The 26,101-nt window shown below is 71.7% G+C and carries 18 protein-coding genes and 1 pseudogene; 9 read left to right on the forward strand and 10 right to left on the reverse strand.

All coding sequences use genetic code 11. The features are described from left to right. Nucleotides 1-9: 9 nt before the first annotated feature. The 6 genes from AB0K67_RS28960 to AB0K67_RS28985 form a co-directional block, all read right to left on the reverse strand. Nucleotides 10-744, reverse strand: a complete 735-nt coding sequence (locus AB0K67_RS28960) for a DUF1838 family protein (RefSeq protein WP_364066654.1) — start codon at nucleotides 742-744, stop codon at nucleotides 10-12. A gap of 25 nt (nucleotides 745-769) precedes the next feature. Next, complete coding sequence (locus tag AB0K67_RS28965) at nucleotides 770-1,225, reverse strand: protease inhibitor I42 family protein (protein WP_364066706.1); 456 nt, start codon at nucleotides 1,223-1,225, stop codon at nucleotides 770-772. A 64-nt stretch (nucleotides 1,226-1,289) separates the two neighbouring features. After that, nucleotides 1,290-2,681 carry a DUF3618 domain-containing protein gene (locus AB0K67_RS28970; RefSeq protein WP_364066656.1) on the reverse strand — a complete coding sequence of 464 codons (1,392 nt, stop codon included), beginning with the start codon at nucleotides 2,679-2,681 and terminating at the stop codon, nucleotides 1,290-1,292. Next, nucleotides 2,678-3,058 (reverse strand): phage holin family protein, encoded by a 381-nt coding sequence (locus tag AB0K67_RS28975; protein WP_364066658.1) that lies wholly within the window; start codon nucleotides 3,056-3,058, stop codon nucleotides 2,678-2,680. The genes AB0K67_RS28970 and AB0K67_RS28975 overlap by 4 nt, the downstream gene beginning before the upstream one ends. A 61-nt stretch (nucleotides 3,059-3,119) precedes the next feature. After that, entirely contained in the window at nucleotides 3,120-3,305 is a 186-nt protein-coding gene (locus tag AB0K67_RS28980) for a hypothetical protein (RefSeq protein WP_364066660.1), read from the reverse strand. A gap of 9 nt (nucleotides 3,306-3,314) precedes the next feature. Continuing rightward, nucleotides 3,315-4,130, reverse strand: a complete 816-nt coding sequence (locus AB0K67_RS28985) for a methyltransferase domain-containing protein (RefSeq protein ID WP_364066662.1) — start codon at nucleotides 4,128-4,130, stop codon at nucleotides 3,315-3,317. Nucleotides 4,131-4,775: 645 nt separating this feature from the next. On the opposite strand from AB0K67_RS28985, the gene AB0K67_RS28990 reads away from it, so the two are divergent. Both AB0K67_RS28990 and AB0K67_RS28995 read left to right on the forward strand, forming a co-directional pair. Continuing rightward, the gene (locus AB0K67_RS28990) at nucleotides 4,776-7,757 is read left to right on the forward strand and encodes an SNF2-related protein (RefSeq protein ID WP_364066664.1); all 2,982 of its coding nucleotides are present in this window, start codon (nucleotides 4,776-4,778) and stop codon (nucleotides 7,755-7,757) included. A 16-nt stretch (nucleotides 7,758-7,773) separates the two neighbouring features. Continuing rightward, the gene (locus AB0K67_RS28995) at nucleotides 7,774-8,574 is read left to right on the forward strand and encodes an SWIM zinc finger family protein (protein ID WP_364066666.1); all 801 of its coding nucleotides are present in this window, start codon (nucleotides 7,774-7,776) and stop codon (nucleotides 8,572-8,574) included. A gap of 92 nt (nucleotides 8,575-8,666) precedes the next feature. Here AB0K67_RS28995 and AB0K67_RS29000 read toward each other — a convergent pair whose 3' ends face one another. The 3 genes from AB0K67_RS29000 to ctaD form a co-directional block, all read right to left on the reverse strand. After that, complete coding sequence (locus tag AB0K67_RS29000) at nucleotides 8,667-9,605, reverse strand: diacylglycerol kinase family protein (RefSeq protein WP_364066668.1); 939 nt, start codon at nucleotides 9,603-9,605, stop codon at nucleotides 8,667-8,669. Nucleotides 9,606-9,652: 47 nt separating this feature from the next. After that, nucleotides 9,653-12,349 (reverse strand): immune inhibitor A domain-containing protein, encoded by a 2,697-nt coding sequence (locus AB0K67_RS29005; protein WP_364066670.1) that lies wholly within the window; start codon nucleotides 12,347-12,349, stop codon nucleotides 9,653-9,655. 223 nt (nucleotides 12,350-12,572) lie between these two features. Then, complete coding sequence (ctaD, locus tag AB0K67_RS29010; RefSeq protein WP_364066672.1) at nucleotides 12,573-14,282, reverse strand: cytochrome c oxidase subunit I; 1,710 nt, start codon at nucleotides 14,280-14,282, stop codon at nucleotides 12,573-12,575. A 164-nt stretch (nucleotides 14,283-14,446) separates the two neighbouring features. On the opposite strand from ctaD, the gene AB0K67_RS29015 reads away from it, so the two are divergent. Next, on the forward strand, nucleotides 14,447-15,727 hold the full coding sequence (locus AB0K67_RS29015) for an aminotransferase class I/II-fold pyridoxal phosphate-dependent enzyme (protein WP_364066674.1): 1,281 nt from the start codon (nucleotides 14,447-14,449) through the stop codon (nucleotides 15,725-15,727). A gap of 32 nt (nucleotides 15,728-15,759) precedes the next feature. Here AB0K67_RS29015 and AB0K67_RS29020 read toward each other — a convergent pair whose 3' ends face one another. Next, nucleotides 15,760-16,332, reverse strand: coding sequence for a hypothetical protein (locus AB0K67_RS29020; RefSeq protein ID WP_364066676.1), 573 nt, complete (start codon nucleotides 16,330-16,332; stop codon nucleotides 15,760-15,762). Between the two features lie 52 nt (nucleotides 16,333-16,384). Between AB0K67_RS29020 and AB0K67_RS29025 the strand changes: the two genes are divergently transcribed. From AB0K67_RS29025 to AB0K67_RS29050, 6 genes and pseudogenes are all read left to right on the forward strand, one after another. After that, complete coding sequence (locus AB0K67_RS29025) at nucleotides 16,385-17,746, forward strand: FAD-linked oxidase C-terminal domain-containing protein (protein WP_364066678.1); 1,362 nt, start codon at nucleotides 16,385-16,387, stop codon at nucleotides 17,744-17,746. 168 nt (nucleotides 17,747-17,914) lie between these two features. Further along, entirely contained in the window at nucleotides 17,915-20,566 is a 2,652-nt protein-coding gene (locus AB0K67_RS29030; RefSeq protein ID WP_364066680.1) for a protein kinase, read from the forward strand. A 156-nt stretch (nucleotides 20,567-20,722) separates the two neighbouring features. Beyond that, nucleotides 20,723-22,258 (forward strand): carboxyl transferase domain-containing protein, encoded by a 1,536-nt coding sequence (locus AB0K67_RS29035; protein WP_364066707.1) that lies wholly within the window; start codon nucleotides 20,723-20,725, stop codon nucleotides 22,256-22,258. Further along, nucleotides 22,255-24,186, forward strand: coding sequence for a biotin carboxylase N-terminal domain-containing protein (locus tag AB0K67_RS29040; protein ID WP_364066682.1), 1,932 nt, complete (start codon nucleotides 22,255-22,257; stop codon nucleotides 24,184-24,186). The genes AB0K67_RS29035 and AB0K67_RS29040 overlap by 4 nt, the downstream gene beginning before the upstream one ends. After that, nucleotides 24,183-24,947: an enoyl-CoA hydratase-related protein gene (locus tag AB0K67_RS29045; protein ID WP_364066684.1), complete on the forward strand. Its 765-nt coding sequence runs from the start codon at nucleotides 24,183-24,185 to the stop codon at nucleotides 24,945-24,947. The genes AB0K67_RS29040 and AB0K67_RS29045 overlap by 4 nt, the downstream gene beginning before the upstream one ends. 5 nt (nucleotides 24,948-24,952) lie before the next feature. Continuing rightward, nucleotides 24,953-25,996, forward strand: a pseudogene (locus AB0K67_RS29050) (acyclic terpene utilization AtuA family protein); the annotation flags it as partial. Nucleotides 25,997-26,101: the final 105 nt, after the last annotated feature.

Here is a 26,101-nt window from a genome sequence, read left to right on the forward strand (position 1 = left end):
CCGCTCCACCTACCGCTCACCCGTGCCTGCGCCCTGGCCGCCTCTCGCGCGGCGTGCGAAGGCCGTCCAGCTCGTCATGTTGGGCTCCGACCAGCGCTCCGGCGCGTGCAGGAAGTGCTCGCCGATCCGCTCGCGCAGCCGTACGGGGACCTCCGGCACCTTCGCGCCCCGGCAGTGGTAGACGAGCCCGCCACCGCGCTGCCCCATCGCCATCCACGGCAGCCACGGCGAGACCCGGCACCACGAGAACACGCACGGCACGTCCGGCACGCCCGAGTCCAGGTCGGCCGCCGCGACGAAGAACTGGAACAGCTCCAGCGCCCGGTAGGTGTCGCTCGCCGAGTTCTCCGGATATTCGGCCACCTTGAGCGGCGATGGGTAGGCGAGCCGGACGTCCACGTTGTAGACGACCTGCCCGCCGAGCCGCGTCTCCGGCACCGGGTGGCCGCCGAGGCGCTGGTTGACCGGGTCGTTGAAGACGTGCTGGACCTCGACGTCGCGCCCGGTGAGCGGGTTGTGCCAGGTGTCGAGGACCCGCCGGTCGCGGGGGTCGAGGTAGAGCGCCGCCTCACGGGCGAGCAGCCGCCACCCGTCGCCGGTCTCGACGGCTCTGGCGACGTTCACGCCCTCGAAGCCGAACAGGTGGTGCGGGCCGTCGTCGTCCTGCCAGCCGTAGACGTCGCCGGTCCAGTACGAGATCGTCTCCGCGCCGTCGGAGGACGCGCGGACCCGGATGAAGTCCATGCCGCGCAGCCTACGGGCGGCTCGGCTAGCGGGGAATGCCGGTGGACGGCCGCTCGCGCACGGTCACCGTGAAGACCGCCTCGCCTGACTGCTGCCTGCTCTCCTCGGTGGCGGGCGTCCTGTCCTGCCCGCAGCGCCAGCAGTCGCGCAGCCTGATCTCGGTCGTGCCGGGGTGCTTGCCGTTGAAGACGAAGTACGCGGTGCCGCTCGATCCGGGCTCGTCGCCCTCGCTCTCGTGCTCCTCGCTGATGAACGAGGCCACCTTCGTGTCGGGCAGCTCCACCAGGTCCCAGTCGTCGCCCACCGAGCGGTTCTCCGGCACGGCCAGCGAGAACCGCTGCCCCGGCGTCACCTCCACCTGGACGCTCGTGCCCTTGCCGCCCTTGGCGACCTTCCCGTAGTCGGTCACCCACTCCCCGGCGCCGCACCCGGACACGGCGAGCAGCGGGACGAGCAGGGCGGCGGCCACCGTTCCACGCATCACCCTGGAAGGCTACCCGCCGGGACCCTGCGTCCCGCCGCAGGCCCTGCGGCTTCTGCCGCCTTTATGGAAGCCTGATGACGATCCGGATCCGGTCCCGGTGCCGCCCGACCTCGACCAGGCGACGCCGGGCCATGGGCCGCCTCGTCCTCGTCAGGAACGACATCGACCGGCCGCGCGCCGTCCGGCTCGGCTTCACCCGGCGCGCCACGGACTCGCTCAGCGCCGTCCGGGCCGGCATCACCCGGCGCGCCACCGACTCGCTCAGCGCCGTACGCTCCGACAGCGACCGGCCCGGCATCGACCGGGTCGCCATCGCCTGGCGCAGCGCGCTCCGGTAGGGCTCGATCCCGCGCTCCATCGACCGGCGCGGCTCCGTCCGGCGCAGGAGTGTCCGGCCCATGAGGGACCGGCTCGGGAGCGTCCGGCCCATGAGGGACCGACGCGTGAAAGTCCGGCTCGCGAGGGTCCCGCGCGGCGGCGTCCGGCTCGGCAGGGCCCGGCCGAGTACGGCCTGGCCGAACGGGGTCCTGCGCGGCGGCATCCGACCGGTCATGGACAGGTGGAACACCGTCCGGCCCAGAGTCGTCCGGCGCGCGGGCATCGACCGCTGCCGCATCATCTGGCGCAGCGCGAACACGCTGGCCGCGCCCGCCGCCACCATCACCACCAGCAGCGCGGGCCGCCTCCTGGCACCGGCCGCCGCGTCCTTGACGTGCTCGGGCACCCCTTCACGGGCCTTGATCGCCACGTCGGCCATGTGCGACGCCCTTCCCTTGACGACTCCAGCAGCGCCCGCGGCGCGTTCCCTAGCGACCTCGGCGGCATGCTCGGCGCGTTCCCTCGCGACCTCGGCGGCATGCTCGGCACGCTCCCTCGCGACCTCGGCGGCATGCTCGGCACGCTCCCTGGCCACCTCTCTCGCATGCCCTGCCCGGTTCCTGGCGCGGGCCCTGGCTCTGCCGGCCGCGTGCCCGGCCCAGTTTTTGACGTTGGCCTTGGCCATCAGCGCCCCGACCGTCGCGCCCAGCTCCCGCCGGGTCTCCTCGATCTCACGGCGCAGGTCGTCCTCCGTCATCGGAGGCGAACGCCGCCCGGACGCCTCGCGTTCAGTTGTCCTTCCGTGGCCGTCCCCGCGTACCGGGACCGCCTCACCCTGGGTGCTCATCCGGCTGGACGTACGCCGCTCCCTCCCGCCGCGGGATCCCCGCAGCGACTTCTCCTCGGTGCGCGAGTGCTCGGCGGCGTCCTCGCGCTCGTCCCGCACGGGGGACTCAGGAATGAACGTCTCGTGGCCCTCGCGTGCCAGCTCGGCCTCGTGCGCGTTCTCGGCGGCCCCGGGCCGGGTCTGGGGGACGTTCATGGACTCGCGGTCGGTCGGCTCGCCCACGGTCGCTCTGCGGGCGCCGACGTAACCGGCATGGTGATCGCTGAATCCGGGGTCGGTCTCGCTCATCGCCGTGCACTCTCCTTGACCATGTCGATGTCGGCCTTGACGCTGGCGATGGTCTGCCTGGGGACGGGCGGCTGAGCCCGCTTGACCTCCTTCTTGCCCGCGAGCCCGAGCACCGCCGCGACGATGAACAGCGCCACCGCCACGATGGCGGCGGCGGCCCAGCCGGGCAGTACGAGAGCGAGCAGCATGATGACGGCGGCCACAAGGGCGCCACCGCCGAAGAACGCGGTGATCCCCGCCGCGCCGAACATCCCGGCGCCGAGACCCGCTCGCTTGCCTTTGGCGGTCAGCTCCATCTTGGCGAGGCGGAGCTCATCCCTCACGAGCCTGGAGACCTGCTCGGAGAGGTCGGTGACCAGCTTGTGGGTGTCGTTCACGACGTTCGCCTCCTCCGCTGAGGAAGGCGACTACCCAGACAGGTGGTCTTCTATCGCGGATCTATCGCTTGGTGGCGGCCTTGAGCAGGAAGCCCAGAACGGACACCACCGGATCCTTGCCCGGCCCGTCGGCCTTGTCGGCCTTGCACCAGTTGTCGGGCTGCTTCGGCCTGCTCCACGGGGAGGGCAGCTCGCACGAGGGAGCCTGCGGCTTGGGCCGCTCACACCACGATCCGGGAGTGTTCATATCTTCAGCCTACTCCCCTGCGTTCGCCGCGTTCCTGGAAAATCCACCGCCTCGGTGCCGGCTGCTCGCGGCGATGAAGTGGGTCAGCGGGGCGACGCTCCGGTACGGGTCGGTCCTGCCCGCCCGCTCCTCGGCCGCCAGCAGGCCGTCGAGGTCGTCGGGCACGGGGGCCGTGTCGGGTGCGGTGTCGGTGAACACGCGTACGCCGTACCACTGCCGTACCTCCAGCCCCACATCGGCGAGCCGCCGGGTCAGCTCCTCCCGCCGGTCGGCCCTGGCCGCGACGCCGAGCCGGTTGACGTAGCCGGTCTCCTCGAACGCGCGCAGCGCCTCCGGCCAGTCGCCCAGCAGGCCCGGCCGCATGGCCAGCGCGTCGCCGTTGCGTACGAGCAGCGACAGCAGCCCGCCCGGCGCGAGCAGGCGGGCCAGGGAGGCGAGCAGCGGGTCCGGGTCGTCCAGGTACATCAGCACGCCGTGGCAGAGCACCACATCGAAGCTCCCCGGCTCGAACAGCGCGTCCAGCCGCTCCGCCCGGTCGTGCACGGTCCTGACGTGCATGCCCGGCTGGATCCCCGCCTCCAGGACGCCGAGCAGCTCGCCCGACGCGTCGAGCGCCGTCACGAGATGGCCCCGTGCGGCCAGCCTCAGCGCCTGCGTCCCCTGGCCCGCGCCAACGTCGAGCACCCGGCAGGGTCGTCCGGGCAGGTGCACAGCCAGCTGACGGGTGACGAGCTCCTGGCGTACGACGTCCCGCAACGAGCCCAGCCGCTCACGCCACGCGCCCTCCGCCCCGGCGAACCCCATCCCCGCACTCCTCGTCTTCATCACCACACCCCCTCCTATGCCCCCACTCCAGACGAACTGCCCCTTTTCCGCCCATCCCGGCTTGCCGACACCGATCCGCCGCCACGCGGCCGGCGTCAGCCGACCGGCCCGGAGACGGGGTGACGGCCGACCGATGTCCTCACAGGGGGTGAGGTGGCGGCGGCCCGGCGACGGTAGGCGGCGTCGCGCCGGGCGACGACGTCACGCCAGGGACGACGTCACGCCAGAGGACGTCGTGCCCGGGGACGGCGTGCCCGGGGATGGCGTCCCGCCAGAGGACGTCGCGCCCGGGGACGGCGTCGCGCCGGCCAACTCGGCTGGGCGGCCGCACGTCACTTCGGCCTGCTCGGCTGGGCGGCGCCGGCCCGGCGGCCGGCCGATGCCGACACACAGGCGGCGGTATGCAGTGGTGGCCGACAGTGACGCGCCGACACGCACGGCGGCAGCTCAACGGTGAGCGAAGGCCGGCACACGCACGGCGGCAGCTCAACGGTGAGCGAAGGCCGGCACACGCACGGCGGCAGCTCAGCGGCGAGCGAAGGCCGGCACGCGGGCGGTGGCGGCTCGGCGGTGAGCAGGGGCGAGTCGGGGTGGGTGGGCGTGATTGTGGCTTGGGCTTGGCATGTGGGGAGGTAGCCTGCCGAGGTGCTGGTACACGGGGTCTGGGCGGGTGACGGGCTCGCGTTCTGGGCGGAGAGCGCCGACACGGCCGGTGCCTCGCCTTCGCGTACCACCGCCGCTCCTCGTCCCCATCCGCACGCTGTCCCGGCCTCCGCGCTCGCCGCGTCTCTCCGCGACGCGGCCGGGCAGGACGGCGCGCCGAGCGACGTGCGCGAGCTGACCCTGTTGTTGCCGGGATCGGCCAAGGAGCCGCTGCCGTCGCCGGAGACCGGGCGGCTGGTGGAGGTCTCACGGCCCAGGTTGCGGCCCTGGCTCGTGCCCGTCGTCGTCCCCGCTCCCGCCGACGCCCTTCGGGTGCTGGAGGTGCGGACGGAGACCGCCACCCTGCGCCACTGGGCCGCCGTCGCCGGCTTCGCCCGCGACCTCGTACGCAGGGGACGCGTCATCCCGCAGCTGGTCCGCACCGCTCCCCCTGACATCCCGGCCTCGCAGCAGGCCGGCCGGGGACATGCCGTGTGGCGGCCGGTGCTCACCGGGGCCGACGCCGCGTACTTTCGTGAGCTGGCTCTGGCCATGCCGCCCGCGTGCCGCACCTCCGATGCCGAGCGGCCGTCGGCGCAGGTGCAGGCCGAGGCGCTGGAGGCGTTCACCGACGCGATCGTCCGCCGTGCGCTCACCGCTCCCCTCCGCAGCAGCGGGCGAGACACCCCGTCCGATCGCTGGCTGGCCGCGCTGACCGGGCCCGACCCGGCCTGTCCTGACGTTCCTGAGCTGCGGGCCGAGCTGGAGCGCTGGTACGCGGCCGTCACGGCGGCCGAGGGCGCCACCCGCGTGTGTTTCCGCCTCCTCGAGCCCACAGCCGAGCCCAGCGCCGAGCCACACGACCAGTGGCGGGTGGAGCTGGCCTTGCAGGCGGCCGACGACCCCAGCCTCTACGTCCCGGCCGCCACCGTCTGGGGCGGCGTGACGGGGCTGCCCGGGCACCCCGAACGCGACCTGCTGGCCGGGCTCGGGCGGGCGGTGCGGCTCTATCCGGAGCTGGAGCGGGCGCTGCGGGTGCCGGAGCCGAGCGAGCTGACGCTGGACACGGCGGGTGCGTTCGCCTTCCTGCGGCAGGCGGCGCCGCTGTTGCAGGCGGCCGGGTTCGGGGTGCAGCTGCCGCGCTGGGCGGGCCGTACGCGGCTGGGCCTGAAGATGACGACCAGGACGAAGAAGCAGTCGGCGGCGACCAGCCAAGGGTTCGGGATGGCGGACCTGGTGGACTTCCGGGTGGACCTGGCGGTCGGCGGTCAGACGATCAGCGAGGAGGAGCTGGCCGAGCTGGCCAGGCTGAAGGTGCCGCTGGTGCGGATGCGCGGCCAGTGGGTGGAGCTGGACGACCGGCAGCTCAAGGCTGCGCTGCGGGCGCTGGAGGGCAGCCGTACGGGCGAGGCGAGCGCCGCCGACCTGCTGCGCAGGATCGTGCAGGGCGACGACGAGGAGCTGCCGCTGCTCGAGGTGGACGCCGACGGGGTGCTCGGCGATCTGCTGTCGGGGCAGGCGGAGCGGCGGCTGGCACCGCTTGCCACGCCGGCGGGCCTGGACGCGACGCTGCGGCCGTACCAGGAGCGCGGGCTCGCCTGGCTGAACTTCCTGTCGGAGCTGGGGCTCGGCGGGGTGCTGGCCGACGACATGGGGCTGGGCAAGACGATCACCACGCTGGCGCTGCTGGTCCACGAACGCGCCGCCGCCGCAGGACCGGACGTGGAGCCGACGCTGCTCGTCTGCCCGATGTCGCTGATCGGCAACTGGCAGCGGGAGGCGGCCAGGTTCGCGCCGGCCCTGCGCGTGTACGTGCACCACGGCAGCGCCCGCGACGCCGCCGGGATCGGCCGGGCCGACCTGGTGATCACCACGTACGGCACCGCCTACCGCGACCTGGCGACGCTGAAGGAGCATCGGTGGCGGCGGGTGGTGTGCGACGAGGCCCAGGCGATCAAGAACAGCGGCACGCTGCAGGCCAGGGCCGTCCGTTCGATCCCGGCGGCGTCCAGGATCGCGCTGACGGGCACGCCGGTGGAGAACCACCTGGCGGAGCTCTGGTCGATCATGGAGTTCGCGAACCCGGGCCTGCTGGGGCCGCGCGCCCGGTTCAGGACGCGGTTCCAGGAGCCGATCGAGGCCCGCCAGGACGAGCAGGCGGCGCGGGCGCTCAGGAGGGCGACGGGGCCGTTCATCCTGCGCCGGCTCAAGACCGACAAGTCGATCATCACGGACCTGCCGGAGAAGCTGGAGGTCAAGGAGTGGTGCGCGCTCACCACCGAGCAGGCCACGCTCTACCAGGCGGTCGTGGACGACATGCTGGGCAAGATCGACGACAGTGAGGGCATCGAGCGGCGCGGCCTGGTGCTGTCGGCGATGGCGAAGCTGAAGCAGGTCTGCAACCATCCGGCGCATCTGCTCAAGGACGGCTCCCACCTGTCCGGCAGATCCGGAAAACTCACCCGGTTGGAACAGTTGTCAGAAGGAATTCTGGAAGAGGGGGAAAAGGCGCTGCTGTTCACCCAGTACGCCGAGTTCGGCACCCTCCTCCAGCCCTACCTCGCCCAGCGCCTCGGCCGCCCGGTGCTGTTCCTGCACGGCGGCCTGCCGAAGAAGACCCGCGACCGCATGGTGGACAGGTTCCAGAACGACCCGGAGCCCGCGCTGTTCGTGCTGTCGCTCAAGGCCGCCGGCGTCGGGCTCAACCTGACGGCCGCGAGCCACGTCATCCACGTGGACCGCTGGTGGAACCCGGCGGTCGAGGATCAGGCGACCGACCGCGCGTTCCGCATCGGCCAGCGCAAGAACGTCCAGGTGCGCAAGCTCATCTGCGCGGGCACCCTGGAGGAGCGCGTGGACGAGATGATCGAGCGCAAGAAGGCGCTGGCCGAGCGGGTGGTCGGCACCGGCGAGGACTGGCTGACCGACCTGTCCACGGAGGAGCTGCGCGAGGTGTTCCGGCTCAGCGCCGAGGGGGTGGGCTGAGGCCATGGCGGGCCCCATGGACGGACGCCGTCACCGGCGCGACTGGTACGACAGCGCAGGCCCGATCGCGGTCGAGGGCGGCATCAAGGCCCGCTCCCGGCGCGGCAGCATCGGCTCCACCTGGTGGTCGCGCCGCTTCATCGACATCCTGGAGCGCATCTGCGACAAGGGCAGGCTCTCGCGCGGCCGGTCCTACGCCCGCAAGGGCCAGGTGCTCGCGATCGACCTGGCGGCGGGCGAGGTGCGGGCGTCGGTGCAGGGCTCGCGGCCCCGGCCGTACGAGGTCGTGATCAGGATCGAGGCGTACGACGAGGAGCGCTGGAGCGCCATCGAGGAGGGCATCGCCGCCCAGGCCGTGCACCGGGCGCGGCTGCTGGCCGGTGAGATGCCGCCGGAGATCGAGGAGCTGTTCGCCTCGATGGGCATCGACCTGTTCCCGCGCGATCTCGACATGGAGTGCTCGTGCCCCGACTGGGGGTTCCCGTGCAAGCACCTGTCGGCGGTGCTCTACCTGCTGGCCGAGTCGTTCGACGACGATCCGTTCCTGGTGCTGGCCTGGCGGGGGCGGACGCGCGAGCGGCTGCTGGGCTCGCTGGCGGCCGAGCCGGCGGCGGGCGGGGTGCCCGAGGTGGCGGACGTGCCGTTCGCCGAGCGGCTCGCCGACTTCTACGCCCCGGGTGCCACGGCGCACCGGCCGGAACGCCGCCCGGTGACGGTCACGCCCGACCTGCTGGCGCGGCTCTTCCCGCCGCCCGCCGAGGTGGCGGGCCCGCTCATGGAGGCGTACCGGAGGCTGGGGAACGCAGAGCCCTCGTGACGGAACGCGATCTCTCGTTTACCGTGGGTACATCGGTCAGTCACGTGGAAAGGGCGAAGGCTATGGGTTTCTCCTGGGCGTGAGCCGCTGACTCAGCGATCCTCGAATTCCGCCGGCACCATCACGCGCACTCCGTTCGGGACCACGCGCAGCCTGATCGGGGTGCGCAGCCGCACCTCGCCGTCGACGTCGGCCGCCATCGGCGGATCGGTCTCCAGCAGCATCTCCCTGCCGATGACGAAAGGACCGCCCGCCAGGCTGCGCCAGCGGCCGGTGGTCGCCCTGATCAGGGTCTCGCCCAGCAGCCGCAGCTTCTTGCCCGAGCCGAGCTGGTACGCCACCAGCATGCCGTTGTCGATGCTGATGTCCTTGGCCACCTGCCAGCCGCCGTGGAAGCGGCCGTTGGCGATGTTGAGCTGGTGGGTCAGCAGCTCGTGACGCTGCCCCTCAACCGTGATGTACGCGCGGAACGGCCGGTGCCCCGGCAGGATGGTCAGCGCGGTGAGCGGGTAGGCGGGCCGGCCGAGTATGCGCTTGAGCCACGGCTTGACCTTGCCGGCCACCTCGACCGACACCCCGAAGCTGGCGAGGTTGGCGAACGGCCGGTCGTCGGCCAGGCCGAGGTCGATGTCGGCGACCTTGCCGGTCTCGAACACCTTGATCGCGCCGGCGAGGTCGAGCGGCAGGCCGAGGCTGCGCGCGAAGTTGTTGGTGGTGCCGAGCGGCAGCACGCCGAGCGCCACGTCGCGGTGGGCGACGTGGCGCACGGCGGATGACAGGGTGCCGTCGCCGCCGCCGACGATCAGCAGGTCGGGCTCGGTGGCGAGGGCGGTGTCGAGGAGTTCGCGCAGCCGCTTGGGGTTGTAGACCGACAGCTCCGCCAGCGGCTCGAACCCGAGGTTGTGGATCTGCTCGATCACCTCGAAGTAGTGGCGTCGGCCACGGCGCGAGCGGGTGTTCACCACCACCGCCACCCGGCGATCCCTGCGGATAGCCGCGGTGTGCTCGTCTTTGCTGCGCAATTCGGCCATGGTCATCAATGGTAGGGGGCCGCCGGACGCCCGGCGGCCCCCATGGATCACTTCTTCGGCGGGACCACGCGGACGATCGCGCCGAGGTTGCCCGGCAGCGGGCTCACCAGGTTGAACTGCACGCCGAGCGCCTTGCCCTCGTCACCGGGGTTGCCGGTGCCGAGCGTCGAGCCGGCGACCACCTGGCCGTACAGCTCGGTGGCCGGGGTGCCGTCCTGGTGCACGACGCGCGTGCTGTAGGGCTGGTCGTTCTTCGACGGCACGACCACCGAGGCGTCGGCGTCCCGGTAGTACAGGCCGCCGTCGATCACCTCGATGCCCGGGTACCAGGTCTTGGCGTCGGTGAAGTTCTTCACCGGCTTCTGCGCCTTGAAGTCCGTGCAGTACGCGCTGCCCGGCTCGTCCGGAGCCTCCACGCACTCCTTGAACGGGTACGTCTTGACGAACCCGAACGCGGCGTTGGAGGTCTGGACGCGGCCCTGCAGGTTCTTGTTGAGCGACGGGTCCAGCTCGGCCGCCTTGCCGGTGCGCCGCAGCGGCTCGTAGTGGGAGTCCACGATCAGCAGGCTGCCCTTGGGGCCGATGCTCGGCGGCTGCTGCAGGCTGCTGACGAGGTTGTTGTTCGGGTACGTCGAGTCGCGGTACCAGACGACCAGGCCGGGGGCGTTGTACTTCACCTTCTGCACCTTCCATGCCCCTTCGCGGAGGTAGTCGGTGTCGTAGGTGTAGGCGAGGCCCTTGTCGAAGCCGTCGAAGTTCCGCCACTCGGCGAGGTAGAAGCGGGAGATCTCGCGCTCGCCGTTGTTGCGGACCCAGCCGCCGCCGCTGGTGTTGGTCCAGGTGCCGCCGATGGGCTTCCAGCCGGTGTCGCTCTCGACGTCGTCGCTCCAGACGGTGGTGCCGTCGCTGACGAGCTCGAAGTCGTCGGCGTGCCAGCCGCGCTCCTGGTAGGCGGCGTCGCTGTTGAACGTCAGCCGGAACTTGACCGTCTGACCGGCGTACGGCGTCAGGTCCACGTAGTCGTGCCGCCAGACCCCGCCGGTGCCGCCGGTGACGCCGTGCTTCTTGTTGCCGAACGTGACGAGGTTGCCGTGCGGGTCGGGGTAGTCGTCAGGCGTGGTGACCTCGTTGCCCGCCTCGTCGAACATCTTGAGCTGGGTCCAGGTCTGGCCGCCGTCGGTGGAGACCTCCACGAAGCCGAAGTCCCAGTCGGACTCGATCTCGTAGTTGTTCCACATCCACAGCTTGACGTCGGAGCCGGCGGGGACCTCAAGGTCGCGGTTCAGCGTGAGGTTGGCCCAGTCCTGCTCGGGGCCGCTCCACCAGGCGTTCGATCCGCTGTGCGGCTCGACCATCTTCAGCGGGGCGGAGGTCAGGTTGACCCGGACGCCGTCCTCGGTGAGCTTGGGCGTGCGCGACGACTGGCCGACGGTGACGAGCCTGGCCTTGTCGCCCGGGTCGAACACCTTCGGGTTGGCCCAGCCGAGCACCCACTTGCCCCACAGGCTCATGTGGCTGGGCATCGACTGGTAGATGGGGCCGGCGTGGGAGCCGCTGGACATCAGGTCCCAGAAGTCCACGGCGGAGCTGGCCGCGCCGGTGGTGTCGTACAGGTCGGGCAGGCCGAGGTCGTGGCCGTACTCGTGGGCGAAGACGCCGACGCCGGCGTCCTCGGGCTGCACGATGTAGTTGGCGATCTTCTTGTCGCTGCCCGGGATCTGGTGGCCGCCGGCGACCGCGCTGGAGTGCGCCCAGATCGCGTACGTGCCCTCGGCGCCGCCGTCGGAGCTCTTGTCCTTGCCGGCGTGCACCAGCACCAGGTGGTCGATCACACCGTCGGGCTCGGCGAAGTTCCCGTCGCCGTCGGCGTCGGAGACGTCCTCGACGTCGTAGTCCTCCCACGGGAAGTCGGGCTGCGCGGCGGCCAGGGCGTTGACCGCGTCGATGGGCAGCTGCTGCGCGCCGAGCGGGTTGTCCGGGTGGCCGGACATGTCCTGCGGCGCGCCGCCGCAGGCCGCGGCGCCGTACCAGGCCTCGGAGTGCGGGACCTTGATCCAGCCGACGGCGGAGCCGGTGACGGAGTAGGCGCCCTTGGACATCTCCTCGTACATCTTCTTCAGCGTGTGGCCGGAGATGTCGATGCCGGGCTTGCCGTCGCGGGGGTCCTTCAGGTCCTTGCGCACGCGCTCGGTGATGCCCTTGTCGGTGTAGAGCATCTTGTTGTAGTGCTCGGGGCTGAAGTCCTTGACCCAGAACGTGTTGTTGTCCTTGTACGGCAGCTTCGCCGGGTCGGGGATGTTGTTGTGCAGCGGGCCGTTCAGCAGGGTGCCGGGCGGCTCGACCACGCAGTCGTCGGGGGCGCTGTCCACCGTGCGCAGGCGGTTGAAGCCGGAGAAGTCGTCGTTGGCCTGGTCGTCGAACTCGACGAGGATGGTCAGGAGCTTGGCCGTGCGGGCCTGCTTCGACTTCTTGAAGATCCATTCAGCCGGGTTGCGGCCGGTTCTGATGGCTTCGCGCTCGCGGGCGGCGAGCACGCGGCCGGCGGCCGGGTTGCCGCTGCTGAATTTCCGGTCGAATTTCTCGGCCGGGGTCAGCGAGCGGGCCTTCTGGTTGCCGAGTGACGGCTCCTTGACGTCCTTCTGGACCTGCGGGGGTGCGTAGTTGATGTAGTAGTCCGCGGCCGTGGGCTCGTATGTGGCGACGGAGGTCGCCTGAGCCGGGGGCACGGCAAGGGCGGCGCTCAAGAGGGCGACCGCCGGGACTGTTGCTAACAGGCGCTTTGTGCTGGGCACCAGGAACCCTCTCTGCCCGGGTTCGCCGGGCGCATGGCCATGGGGTATGCAATGCCGGACGCTAGAGCCTGCGTCAACGGATCGTAAAGTGCGTTGTTGAAACGTGATCAAAACACGACAATCACACCATCAGACGCACAGCACCCATCAGGGCACCGTGCACGCATGGCGCGTCTCAGCCGGGCGCGTCGGTGCGCGGCGGCACCTGCGGGGTCTCGTCGCCTGCGACCTCGCCGGAGGCCGACCCGGTCGTCACCTCGTGCGGGTAGTGCAGGTCGAAGGCGGGCCGCTCGGAGCGGATGGGCGGCATGCGGGTGAAGTTGTGACGCGGCGGCGGGCAGCTCGTGGCCCATTCCAGGGAGTTGCCGTAGCCCCACGGGTCGTCGACGGTGACTCTGGGCGCGCGCCTGGCCGTCTTCCAGACGTTGTAGAGGAACGGCAGCGTCGAGGCGCCGAGCAGGAACGCGCCGACGGACGAGATCTGGTTGAGCAGCGTGAAGCCGTCGGCCGCGCTGTAGTCGGCGTAGCGGCGCGGGAAGCCGAGCTGCCCGATCAGGTGCTGGACGAGGAACGTGGTGTGGAAGCCGATGAACAGCGTCCAGAAGTGCAGCTTGCCGAGCCGGTCGTCGAGCATCCTGCCGGTCATCTTCGGCCACCAGAAGTAGAACCCGGAGAACATGGCGAACACCACGGTGCCGAAGACGACGTAGTGGAAGTGGGCGACGACGAAGTACGTGTCGGTGATGTGGAAGTCGAGCGGCGGCGAGGCCAGGATGACACCGGTGAGCCCGCCGAGCAGGAACGTCACCAGGAAGCCCACGGCGAAGAGCATCGGCGACTCGAACGTCAGATGGCCCCGCCACATCGTGCCGATCCAGTTGAAGAACTTCACCCCGGTCGGCACCGCGATGAGGAACGTCATGAACGAGAAGAACGGCAGCAGCACCTGCCCGGTGCCGAACATGTGGTGCGCCCACACCGTCATCGACAGCCCGGCGATCGCGATCGTGGCGCCCACCAGGCCCAGGTAGCCGAAGATCGGCTTACGGCTGAAGACCGGGATGACCTCGGTGATGATGCCGAAGAACGGCAGCGCGATGATGTACACCTCGGGGTGGCCGAAGAACCAGAACAGGTGCTGCCACAGCAGCGGCCCGCCGTTGTCGGCCAGGAAGACCTGCGTGCCGAGCTTGCGGTCCGCTTCGAGCACCAGCAGCGCGGCGGCCAGCACGGGGAACGCCATCAGCACGAGCATGCTGGTCAGCAGCACGTTCCAGGTGAACAGCGGCATGCGGAACATCGTCATGCCGGGCGCGCGCATGCCGATGATCGTGGTGATGAAGTTGACCGCGCCGAGGATCGTGCCCAGGCCGGACAGCGCCAGCCCCATGATCCACAGATCACCGCCGGCCTGCGGCGAGAACGTCGAGGTCGCCAGCGGCGTGTACGCGAACCACCCGAAGTCCGCCGCGCCCCCGGGCGTGACGAACCCGGCCAGCACCATCAGCCCGCCGAACAGGAACAGCCAGTACGCCACCGCGTTCAGCCGGGGGAAGGCCACGTCGGGCGCGCCGATCTGCAGCGGCATGACCACGTTCGCGAACCCCGCGAACAGCGGGGTGGCGAACAGCAGCAGCATGATCGTGCCATGGATGGTGAAGAGCTGGTTGTACTGGTGCTGGTTGACCAGCTGCATGCCGGGCGCGGCCAGCTCCGCCCTGATGATCAGGGCCATGACGCCCCCGACCAGGAAGAACCCGAACGACGTGATCAGGTACAGGTACCCGATGACCTTGTGGTCGGTCGTCGACAGCCACGAGGCGATCACCGTCCCGGTGCGACGGCGCCGTACCTGCTCGATCGAGGTCTCCCGAACGGTCGTCACGGCTGCTCCCTCCGACGCGGAGTTGTGCCTGCCCCGATCTACCCATTGCACGCCAACGACCGCCGCTCGTGAAGGCGTTCTTTGGGTTTGCTCGCCGAAAGCTTTGCGCCCGCGCCCCTGCCCGCCGGAACGTGCGTGACAGGCGGGGCCCGCGCGCTGTCCACATGACGGAAGCCCGCCGGATCAGCGGGCGGCATCTTCTATCCTGCGTAAGCCAACCAGAATCGGAGGAGATGCTCGTGACCGCCCAGCGTGACTACGCCGACCTCGTCCAGCGAGGACTCTCGCTCGACCTCACCAGGGGCAAGCCGTCGCCGCGCCAGCTCGACCTCTCCAACGATCTGCTGAAACTGCCCACCTCCTACCGGGCGGCCGACGGCACCGACGGGCGCAACTACGGCAACCTCCAGGGCCTGGCCGAGCTGCGCGAGCTGTTCTCGCCGCTGCTGCAGGTCCCGGCCGGGCAGCTCGTCGTCGGCGGCAACGCGAGCCTCGCGCTGATGCACGACACGGTCGTGCACGCGCTGCTCAGCAAGGTCCCCGGCGCCGCCCGCCGGTGGATCGAGGAGCCGAAGGTCACGTTCCTGTGCCCGGTGCCCGGCTACGACCGGCACTTCACGATCTGCGAGCGGCTCGGCATCACCATGGTCGCGGTGCCGATGAACGCCGAGGGCCCCGACATGGACGTCGTCGAGCGGCTGGTCGCCACCGACGCCAGCGTCAAGGGCATGTGGTGCGTGCCGAAGTACAGCAACCCGTCCGGCATCACCTACAGCGACGAGACCGTGCGCAGGCTCGCCGCCATGCCGGCCGCCGCGCCCGACTTCCGCATCTTCTGGGACAACGCCTACGCCGTCCACCACCTCACCGACACCCCCGACGAGCTGGCCGACATCCTCACGCTGGCCGCCGAGCACGGCAACCCCGACCGCGTGTTCGTCTACGCCTCCACCTCTAAGGTGACGCTCGCGGGCTCCGGCGTGTCGTTCTTCGGCTCCTCGCCGGCCAACGTCGAGTGGTTCCTGCACAACACCTCGAAGCAGTCCATCGGCCCCGACAAGATCAACCAGCTCCGCCACGTCGAGTTCCTGCGCGACCCGGCCGGGGTCGAGGCCCACATGCGCAAGCACGCCGCGCTGATCGGGCCGAAGTTCGAGCTGGTCGACAAGATCCTCACCGAGCGGCTGAGCGGCCTGGCCACCTGGACCAGCCCCAAGGGCGGCTACTTCATCAGCCTGGAGGTGCCGCACGCGGCAGAGGTGGTGGCCAAGGCCAAGGCGGCCGGCATCGCGCTCACCCCGGCGGGCGCGACGCACCCGTACGGCAAGGACCCCGAGGACCGCACGATCAGGATCGCGCCCACCTACCCCGAGCTGGACGAGCTGGAGCAGGCCATCGAGGGCCTGGCCGTGTGCGTCCGCCTGGTGGCCGAAGAGCGCGGCTGATACGGCCGGCCCGTCTCACCTCCCGGCGCCCGTCAGCGGGCGCCGGGCCTGAAGCCGAAGATGTACTCGCGCGTCTCGCTCGGATGGAACGGGACGCCGACCCCCGGCTCGAAGGCGACGTTGTCGCGGGCGCAGTAGTAGAGGCTCTCCCACACGGCCAGGGCCTTCTCCCTGGCCGGGGCCTCCACGCGGTCGCGTTTGCGCGCGCCGTACGAGCCGAGCACGTTCAGCAGCCCGAACCCCCAGAACAGGCCGGTCAGGCAGAACGGCGCGAGCAGCACCTCGCTCCAGGACGGGTCCTGCCCCATCGCGATGATCAGCGACATGACCAGGTGTATCAGGGCCGCGAGCAGCAGCAGCACGTAGCCCTGGTTCCTGGTCCACGGCGTGTAGTGGCGGCTGGGAAACGACAGCCAGACCGCGAGCTGGGTGCGGCTCATCACGTGTCTGGACGCGCCGAGCGCCGCCGCCGTCGGCAGGTCGGCGACCTCGCGCGCACCCGGTAGGCGCACCCGGCCGATCTTGTATGTCGTCCCGGCGGCGACCGCTCCGGGGACCGCGACGACCTGGTCGTCCTTGGAGCAGACCGGGCACTCGACATTCACCCGGGCAGTCTGGCGTTAAGGAACGCACTGCGCAAACCATAGGCTGCAGGGTGTGAGACCGATTGATGCCTTGGTGAGCGCCCTGCCCGAAGCGCGTGTCGTGACCGACCCCGATGTGATCGACTCTTACGCCCGTGACCGCACGTTCCTCGCCCCCGGCAAGCCGCTCGGCGTCGTGCTGGCCACCTCGCGCGACGACGTGGTGACGACCCTGAAGTGGGCGAGCGAGCACCGGGTGCCGGTGGTGCCGCGCGGCGGCGGCACGGGACTCGCGGGCGCGTCCGTCGCCGGTGACGGCTCGATCATCCTGTCGCTGGCCAAGATGACCGCGATCAAGGAGCTGTCGCCCGCCGACGAGATCGCGGTGGTCGAGCCCGGCGTCATCACCGCCGACCTCGACAAGGCCGCCAGGGAGCACGGCCTCATGTACGCGCCGGACCCGTCGTCGTACGAGATCTCCACCATCGGCGGGAACCTGGCCACCAACGCCGGCGGCCTGCGCTGCGTCAAGTACGGCGTGACCAGGGACTCCGCGCTCGGCCTCGAGGTGGTGCTGGCCGACGGGCGGGTGCTGAACACCGGACGGCGCACGATGAAGGGCGTCACCGGCTACGACCTCACCGGCCTGTTCGTCGGCTCGGAGGGCACACTCGGCGTGATCACCGCCGCCACCGTGCGGCTGCGCCGCGCGCCCGCCGCGCCGCCCGCGACGTTCGCCGCCGAGTTCGGCTCGCTGCGCGACGCGGGCGCCGCGGTCTCGGCGATCATGGCGGCCGGCTGCCAGCCGTCGCTCATGGAGCTGCTCGACCGGGCCACGCTCAAGGCCATCGACGACTGGCGCAACATCGGCCTGGAGGCCACGACGCAGGCCATGCTCATCGGGCAGTCCGACGCGCCCGACGGTCAGGCGGTGGTCGAGCGCATGCAGCGCATCTGCACCGAGAACGGCGCCACGTTCGTGGCCGTGTCCTCCAGCCCGGCCGAGGCCGACGAGCTGGTGGGGCTGCGCCGGCTGGCGTACGGGGCCAAGGAGCGGCTGGGCGCCTGCCTGGTCGAGGACGTGTGCGTGCCGCGTTCCGTACTGCCCGACATGATCACCGCGATCGAGGAGGCGGCGGCGCGCCACGACGTGATGATCGCGACCGTCGCGCACGCGGGCGACGGCAACCTGCACCCGGTCTTCATCTTCGAGCACGGCATGCTCGAACCGCCGCCTGAGGTGTGGGCGGCGGCGGACGAGGTGTTCCGGCGCGCGCTGGAGTTCGGCGGCACGCTCACCGGCGAGCACGGCGTGGGCCTGCTCAAGCGGCGCTGGCTGGAGCTGGAGTCCGGGCCGGTGGCGGCCGAGCTCCAGCGGGGTATCAAGGCCCTCTTCGACCCGCTGGGCATCCTCAACCCCGGCAAGGCGATCTGATCTTCGGTTGACCAAGCCGTGACCTTGGGGTTCGCGGTGTACACGACCTGCGCAGGAACGCTGACTTTGCGCGTCAAAACCCGAAACTTCTGACACGTACGGCAGACGCCTCAAGCGTCGCGCTGGTAGCGTTTTGCCTCATCTATTGGGTTGTTATGGGGGTCCGACGTGAATCAGTTCCAGCCGTTGGCGGCGGACGATCCGCGGCGGCTGGGGGCGTTTGACATCGTCGCCCGGCTCGGCGAGGGCGGCCAGGGGGTTGTGTATCTCGGCAAGAGCGACTCCGGGGAACAGGTCGCCGTCAAGCTGCTGCACAACGCCCTCGTAGCCGACGCCGACGCCAGGACCAGGTTCCTGCGCGAGGTGGCCGTCGCTCAGCGGGTGGCGCGGTTCTGCACCGCGCCGGTCCTGCACGCCGACCTCGACGGCAGCCGGCCGTACATCGTCAGCGAGTACGTGCCGGGGCCGTCGCTGCGTGAGCTGGTCATCAACGAGGGGCCGCGACGGGGGGCGGCGCTCGAACGCCTGGCCATCAGTACCGCGACCGCCCTGGCCGCCATCCACAGGGCCGGGATTCTGCACCGCGACTTCAAGCCCGCGAACGTGCTCATGGGGCCCGAGGGCCCCGTCGTGATCGACTTCGGCATCGCCCGCGCGCTCGACTCGCCGGGCGCCACCGCCACCGGCATGGCGATGGGCACGCCGTCGTACCTGGCGCCCGAGCAGCTCACCGGCGCGCCCGTGTCGGAGGCGGCCGACGTGTTCGCCTGGGGCGTCACCATGGTGTTCGCCGCCACCGGCAAGCCCGCCTTCGGCGCCGACTCCATCCCCGTCGTCATGCACCGGATCCTCAACGAGGAGCCGGAGCTGGGGTCGCTGGACGGCGTGCTGGGCGAGCTGGTGGCCGCCTGCCTGTCCAAGGACCCGGCCCAGCGGCCCACCGCGGACGAGCTGATCGTCCGCCTCACCGGGCAGCCCGCGCCCAGGGCGGCCATCGAGCCGGTCACCGGCGCCACCCCGGCCGCCGACCCCGCCGGGAACGCGCAGCCGGCCCTCCCGGCCGGTGGCGGGCAGCCCGGCCTTGAGGGCGGCGCCCAGGCGGGCGGTGACGGCTCCGGGCAGGATCAGTACCCCGGTCCCTGGACCGGTCCGTACGTCGTGGGCGGCCCTCAGGGCGCGGCTCCGCCCCAGACCGGCGACTACGGCCAGCCGGCCGCCGGTGCCCAGCCCGGCCCCGGCGCGCAGAACCCGGGCATCACCGGGCCCAGCGGCCTGACCGGCCCGGCCGGTCTCACCGGGCCTGGCGCTCCCGTGCCGGGCGGAGCGGGCCAGACCGGCGCCCCCGTGCCGGGCGGCACAGGCCAGACCGGCGCCCCCGTGCCGGGCGGCGCGGGACAGACCGCCGTCGCCGGTCCGGGTGGTGCAGGGCAGACCGTCGTCGCCGGACCGGGCGGCGTCCCCGGTCAGAGCGGCGTGCCGGGTCAGGGCGGCGTGCCCGGCGCTCCTCACGCGGGCATGCCCCAGACCACCGGTCCCCTGCCGCCCGGCGTCCCCGCCGGCGGACCCGGCGGACCGGCGCAGGGCGGCGTACCCGGGCAGGCCGCAGGCGCTCAGGGCGGCCCGCAGGGCGTTCCCGGGCAGGGCGTTCCTGGGCAGGGCGGGCCGCAGGGCGCGCCCGGTCAGGGGCCTGGCGCGATGCCGTTCGGACCTCAGCAGCCGGGCGGTCTCCAGCCGGGTGTTCCCGGCCCCATGGGTGCGGGACCGCACCCTCAGGGCCCGCATGCCTTCAACCAGGGCTCTCCCGGACAGGGCGGCCCAGGCCAGGGCGTTCCTGCGCAAGGCAGCCCCGGACAGGGCGTTCCTGGGCAGGTCGCTTCCGGACAGGGCGTTCCCGCGCAGGGCGGTCCTGGGCAGGCCGGGCCTGGCGGCATGCCGCACGGCGCCGGCGCTCCCGGCGGCCCGTTCCAGGGCGGCCCGGCCGGTCCCGGCGGCCCCGGAGGTCCTGGAGGCCCCGGTCAGCACGGCGCGCCCGGTCAACGACCCGGCGCGAACAAGGCGGGCAACGGGGGGCAGTCCGGGCAGCGGCGTACGCTCACGCTCGCGCTCTCCGGCGCCGCCGCCGCGGCCCTGCTGGTCGTCGTGGGCGCGGTCGTCGTACAGGCGAACTCCGCCAAGGAGGTCCCTGTCGTGGTCGTCGGGCAGTCCTCCACCAGCCCGGACGGAGGCTCCGGCCAGGGCGAGGCGCCCACCTCGGACGACTCGCCGACGCCGGCGCCGCCGAGCACCCCCGGCCCGGTGCCGACGCTGGACATCGGGCCGGAGAAGACCGAGAAGCCGAAGCCGACGCGGAAGCCGATCGCGCAGGTCCCGACGGTGACGATGACGGTGCCGCCGCCCACGCTGACGCGCAGGCCGACGGTCGCTCCGTCCAAGAGCCCGAAGCCCACCGCGTCCCGCAACAAGAAGCAGGTCGGCCCGAGCAGGGAGCTGAAGCAGAACACGGCCCAGCCCGGGGCGCTGTGCGGCGCCGGGTTCCAGATCATCGACTCGCAGGCGCTGGCCAACCACGCCACGATCTACCTGCTCTACAACGCGGGCTCCGGGATGAACTGCGTGGTCACGATCTCCCGCCTGGTCCACCCGACCAAGGTGAACATGAGCGCCATCCTCCAGGTCAAGGGCGGCGCCAGCGCGAACGACCCCGGCAAGTTCAGCTCCCACGCGGGCCCGGTGAAGCTGCCGGCCAAGAAGAAGTGCGTGATCTGGGGCGGCGCCTGGAACTCCTACGTCTGGAAGTCGGACTGGAGCCACTGCAGCTGACCCCGGCACCCCGCCGGTCGCCGGATCGGCGGGGTGTGACGGAGCGCGGGCCTGCGTTAGCGTGGGCATGATCGTCGGCTCCGTACGAGGAGGGCGCCCGTGATCGTCAGCAGGCTCGACACCGGCTCGGCCGGCTACCGCGCCCGCAGGGAGGCGATGCTCGCCAAGCTGGCCGAGCTGGCCGCCGAGCAGGCCAAGGCGGTGGCCGGAGGCGGTGCGCGCTACGTCGAGCGGCACCGCGCCCGCGGCAAGCTGACCGCGCGGGAGCGGGTGGAGCTGCTGATCGACCCCGACTCGCCGTTCCTGGAGCTGTCGCCGCTCGCGGGGTGGGGCACCGAGTTCCCGGTGGGGGCGAGCCTGGTGTCGGGCATCGGCGTCATCGAGGGCGTCGAGTGCGTGATCACGGCGAACGACCCGACCGTGCGCGGCGGGGCGTCGAACCCGTGGACGCTGCGCAAGACCCTGCGCGCCGCCGACATCGCGCTGCGCAACCGCCTGCCGTACGTGAACCTGGTGGAGAGCGGCGGCGCGGACCTGCCGTCGCAGAAGGACATCTTCATCCCCGGCGGCCAGGTCTTCCGCGACCTGACGCGGCTGTCGGCCGCGGGGGTGCCGACGGTGGCGCTGGTGTTCGGCAACTCGACGGCGGGCGGCGCGTACGTGCCGGGCATGAGCGACCACGTCGTGATGGTGCGGGAGCGGGCGAAGGTGTTCCTGGGCGGCCCGCCGCTGGTGAAGATGGCGACCGGCGAGGAGTCCGACGACGAGTCGCTGGGCGGCGCGGAGATGCACGCCAGGGTCAGCGGCCTGGCCGACCACCTGGCGCAGGACGAGTACGACGCCTTACGCATCGGCCGCCGCATCATCGCCTCGCTGGGCTGGCGCAAGCTGGGCCGCGAGCCCGACCCCGGCGTGCGCGAGCCGGCGTATCCGGCGGATGAGCTGCTGGGCATCGTGCCCGAGGATCTGAAGGTGCCGTTCGACCCGCGCGAGGTGATCGCCCGGGTGGTGGACGGCAGCGAGTTCGACGAGTTCAAGCCCCTGTACGGTGCCTCGCTGGTGACGGGCTGGGCGAGCATCCACGGCTTCCCGATAGGTGTGCTGGCCAATGCGCGCGGGGTGCTGTTCAGCGAGGAGTCGCAGAAGGCGGCCCAGTTCATCCAGCTCGCGAACCAGACCCGCACCCCGCTGCTGTTCCTGCAGAACACGACCGGCTACATGGTCGGCAAGGACTACGAGCAGGGCGGCATCATCAAGCACGGCGCGATGATGATCAACGCGGTGTCGAACTCGACGGTGCCGCATCTGACCGTGGTCATGGGCGCGTCGTACGGGGCGGGCAACTACGGCATGTGCGGGCGCGCGTACGAGCCCCGCTTCCTGTTCAGCTGGCCGAGCGCGAAGTCCGCGGTGATGGGTCCCGCGCAGCTCGCCGGGGTGCTGTCCATCGTGGGCCGGCAGTCGGCGCTGGCCAAGGGGAAGCCGTACGACGAGGAGGCGGACGCGGCCATGCGGGCCATGGTGGAGCAGCAGATCGAGGCGGAGTCCGCGGCGTTCTTCTTATCGGGCCGCCTGTACGACGACGGGGTGATCGACCCGCGCGACACGCGGACGGTGCTGGGCATGTGCCTGTCGGCGATCAACAGCGCGCCGGTGCCGGAGCCCTCGGGTTACGGGGTGTTCCGGCCGTGATCACCCGCCTGCTGGTCGCGAACCGGGGCGAGATCGCCCGGCGCGTCTTCCGTACCTGCCGGTCGCTCGGCATCTCCACGGTCGCCGTCTTCTCCGACGCCGACGCCGGCGCGCCGCACGTGGCCGAGGCCGATCTGGCGGTACGCCTGCCCGGTGTGCCGGCCGCCGAGACGTACCTGGACATCGAGCGGATCCTCGCGGCCTGCAAGGCGAGCGGGGCCGACGCGGTGCATCCCGGCTACGGGTTCCTGTCGGAGAACGCCGATTTCGCGCGGGCCGTGCTGGACGCGGGCCTGGTGTGGGTCGGGCCGCCGCCCGAGGCGATCGCCGCCATGGGCGTCAAGATCGGGGCGAAGCGGCTGATGGAAGAGGCCGGGGTGCCGGTGCTGCCCTCGCTCGATCTGGCCGCGCCCGGGGAGTTCCCGCTGCTGGTGAAGGCGTCCGCGGGTGGCGGCGGGCGCGGGATGCGGGTGGTGCGCGAACCCGGCGAGCTGGCCGAGGCGGTGGAGTCGGCGCGGCGCGAGTCGGCGGCGGCGTTCGGCGACGGCACGGTCTTCGCCGAGCCCCTGCTCGAACACGCCAGGCACGTCGAGGTGCAGGTGCTGGCCGACCGCCACGGCGGCGTGTGGACGCTGGGTGAGCGCGAGTGCAGCGTGCAGCGGCGGCACCAGAAGGTGATCGAGGAGTGCCCCTCCCCCGGCGTCACGGCCGCGCTGCGCGAGGTGCTGTACGACGCCGCCGCCAGGGCCGTACGCAAGATCGGCTATGTCGGCGCGGGCACGGTCGAGTTCCTGGTCAAGGGCGACCGGGTGGCGTTCCTGGAGATGAACACCCGGCTGCAGGTCGAGCATCCGGTGACCGAGCTGGTGTACGGCGTCGATCTCGTCCGGCTGCAGATCGAGGTGGCCGAGGGCGCGGCCTTGCCGCCGTCGCCGCCCGAGCCGTCGGGGTGGGCGGTGGAGGCCCGCCTGTACGCCGAGGACTCCTCCTTCGTGCCGCAGAGCGGGACGCTGTGGCGGTTCGAGGTGCCGGGCGAGGTGCGGGTGGACGCGGGCGTGGAGTCGGGGTCCGTGGTGCCGCCGCACTACGACGCGATGCTGGCCAAGGTGGTCGCGCACGGGGCGACGCGGGCCGATGCGGTGCGGAAGCTGGCCGGGGCGCTGCGGCGGGCGAGGCTGCACGGCGTACCGACGAACCGCGATTTGTTACTCGAAGTCCTGAAAAATCGGGACTTTGCGGCTGGTGACACGCACACCGGTCTCCTCGACGGGCCCCTCACCGCCGCCTCCGGCGCCTTCGAGCCCGCCGGCGCCTCCGGCGCCTCCGGCTCTCCCGCCGCCCCCGGCTCCTCTGCGCCGGGCGGCGACCTCGTGCCGCTGGCCGCCGCGCTCGCCATGGCCGCCTCCAACCGGCGGCGGGCCCGCGTCCTCGCCGGGCTGCCGTCCGGCTGGCGCAACGTCCGCTCCCAGCCCCGACGCGTCACCTTCGAGGAGACCGGGCCCGTCGTGTACGACCCGATGCCTCCCGGCGTGCACGTGGTCAGCGCCGCGCCCGATGAGGTGGTGCTGGAGCGCGACGGCGTGCGGCGCGCCTACGAGGTGGCCAGGTACGACGAGGACGGCCCGCTCTACGTCGACCACGCCGAGGGTGCGGCGCGGCTCACCCCGCTCCCCCGCCTGCCCGAACCCGCCGAGCACACCGCCCCTGGATCGCTCCTCGCCCCCATGCCCGGTAGCGTGCTGCGCGTCGAGGTGGCGCCCGGCGACCGGGTGACCAGGGGACAGACGGTCCTCGTCCTCGAAGCGATGAAGATGGAGCACCGGATCACCGCACCGGCCGACGGGGTGGTGTCCGGCGTGCACGTGGAGAAGGGCCGGCAGGTCGACGCGGGCGCCGTGCTGGCGATCATCCAGGAGGAGGACACATGACGGGCCTGGTGCACAGGGACCTCGCCGCGGGCGTCGCGACGATCACGCTCGACTCGCCGCGCAACCGCAACGCGCTGTCCGTGGCCCTGCTCGGCGAGCTGTCGGAGCATCTGCGATGGGCGCTGGACGAGCCGGCCGCCCGGGTGATCGTGCTGACCGGCACGGGGCCGGTGTTCTGCTCGGGTGCCGACCTCAAGGAACAGGGCCGCGATGACGGGAACGCGCCGGTCACGGCGTCGTTCCCGGACATTCTTGAGCTGATCTGGGAGAGCCCCAAGCCCGTCGTCTGCCGGCTCAACGGCACCGCCAGGGCGGGCGGCATCGGGCTGGTCGCCGCCTGCGACTTCGCGATCGCGCCGCTGACGGCCTCGTTCGCGTTCAGCGAGGTACGTCTCGGGGTCGCGCCCGCCATGATCGCCGTGCCGGTGCTCAGAAGGCTGTCGGCCCGGGCGGCGGCCGAGTACTTCCTGACCGGCGAGGTGTTCGACGCGGCGCGGGCCGTCGAGATCGGGTTGCTGTCGCGGGCCGTCCCCGAGGAGGAGCTGAACGCGACCGTCGCCTACTACACCGAGATGCTGATCAAGGGCGGGCCCGAGGCGCTCGCCATCACCAAGCGGCTGGTCAGGGAGGTGCCGGGGATGTCGTTCCAGGAAGGGCTGCGGCGCATGGCCGAGCTGTCGGCCGAGCGCTTCACCTCCGAGGAGGGGCAGGAGGGCATCGCCGCGTTCAAGGCCAAGCGCCCGCCCGCCTGGGTGGTGTGAACCCCATGGTGCTGCGCGTCGCCAACTGCAGCGGCTTCTACGGCGACCGGCTGTCGGCCGCCCGCGAGATGGTCGAAGGCGGCCCCATCGACGTGCTGACCGGCGACTGGCTGGCCGAGCTGACCATGTTCATCCTGGCCGGCAACCGGCTCAAGGGCCGTCCCGGTTACGCGCCGACGTTCCTGCGGCAGCTCGAAGACGTGCTCGGACCCTGCCTCGACCGCGGCATCAAGATCGTCTCGAACGCGGGCGGCCTCGATCCCGCCGGCTGTGCCGAGGCCGTGCACGAGCTGGCCGCCCGCCTCGGCCTGCGCCCGTCCATCGCGTACGTCACCGGCGACGACCTCACCGGCCTGCCCCTCGACCTCGTCAACGCCGACACCGGCGAGCGCCTCGACGCCACCCCGCTCACCGCCAACGCCTACCTCGGCGGCCGCCCGATCGCCGCCGCGCTCTCCGCGGGCGCCGACGTCGTGGTGACCGGGCGGGTGACCGACGCGGCGCTCGTGACCGGCCCCGGCATCTGGCGGTACGGCTGGGGACCCGGCGACCTCGACGCGCTCGCCGGGTCGGTGGTGGCCGGGCACGTCATCGAGTGCGGCTGCCAGGCGACCGGCGGCAACTACGCGTTCTTCCAGGACGTTCCCGACCTGGCGCATTGCGGCTTTCCGCTCGCCGAACTGCACGCCGACGGCTCCTGCGTCATCACCAAGCACCCGGGCACCGGCGGGCTCGTCTCCGTCGGCACCGTCACCGCGCAGCTCGTCTACGAACTCGGCGGCCCCCGCTACCTCGGCCCCGACGTGGTCGCCCGCTTCGACACCATCACGCTCACCGGCGACGGGCCCGACCGGGTGCGCATCTCCGGCGTGCGCGGCGAACCGCCGCCCGCGACGCTCAAGGCGTCGGTCAACTCCCTGGGCGGCTACCGCAACACGATGACCCTCGTCCTGACCGGCCTCGACCTGCCCGCCAAGGCCCGCATGGCCGAGGAGGCCCTGTGGGCCCGCATCCCCCGCGAGACCTTCGACGAGGTCACGGTCACCCTCACCGGCTTAGTACTCCAGCCGCATTTAGTGATCGATGATTCGTCGCTGTCGCTGGTAATGGCAGCGGCGGGCGCGGGCTTGATGCCGACGTCGCCACTGTGACCA

This window comes from Nonomuraea sp. NPDC052634 (assembly GCF_040678535.1).
Taxonomy (GTDB): domain Bacteria; phylum Actinomycetota; class Actinomycetes; order Streptosporangiales; family Streptosporangiaceae; genus Nonomuraea; species Nonomuraea fastidiosa.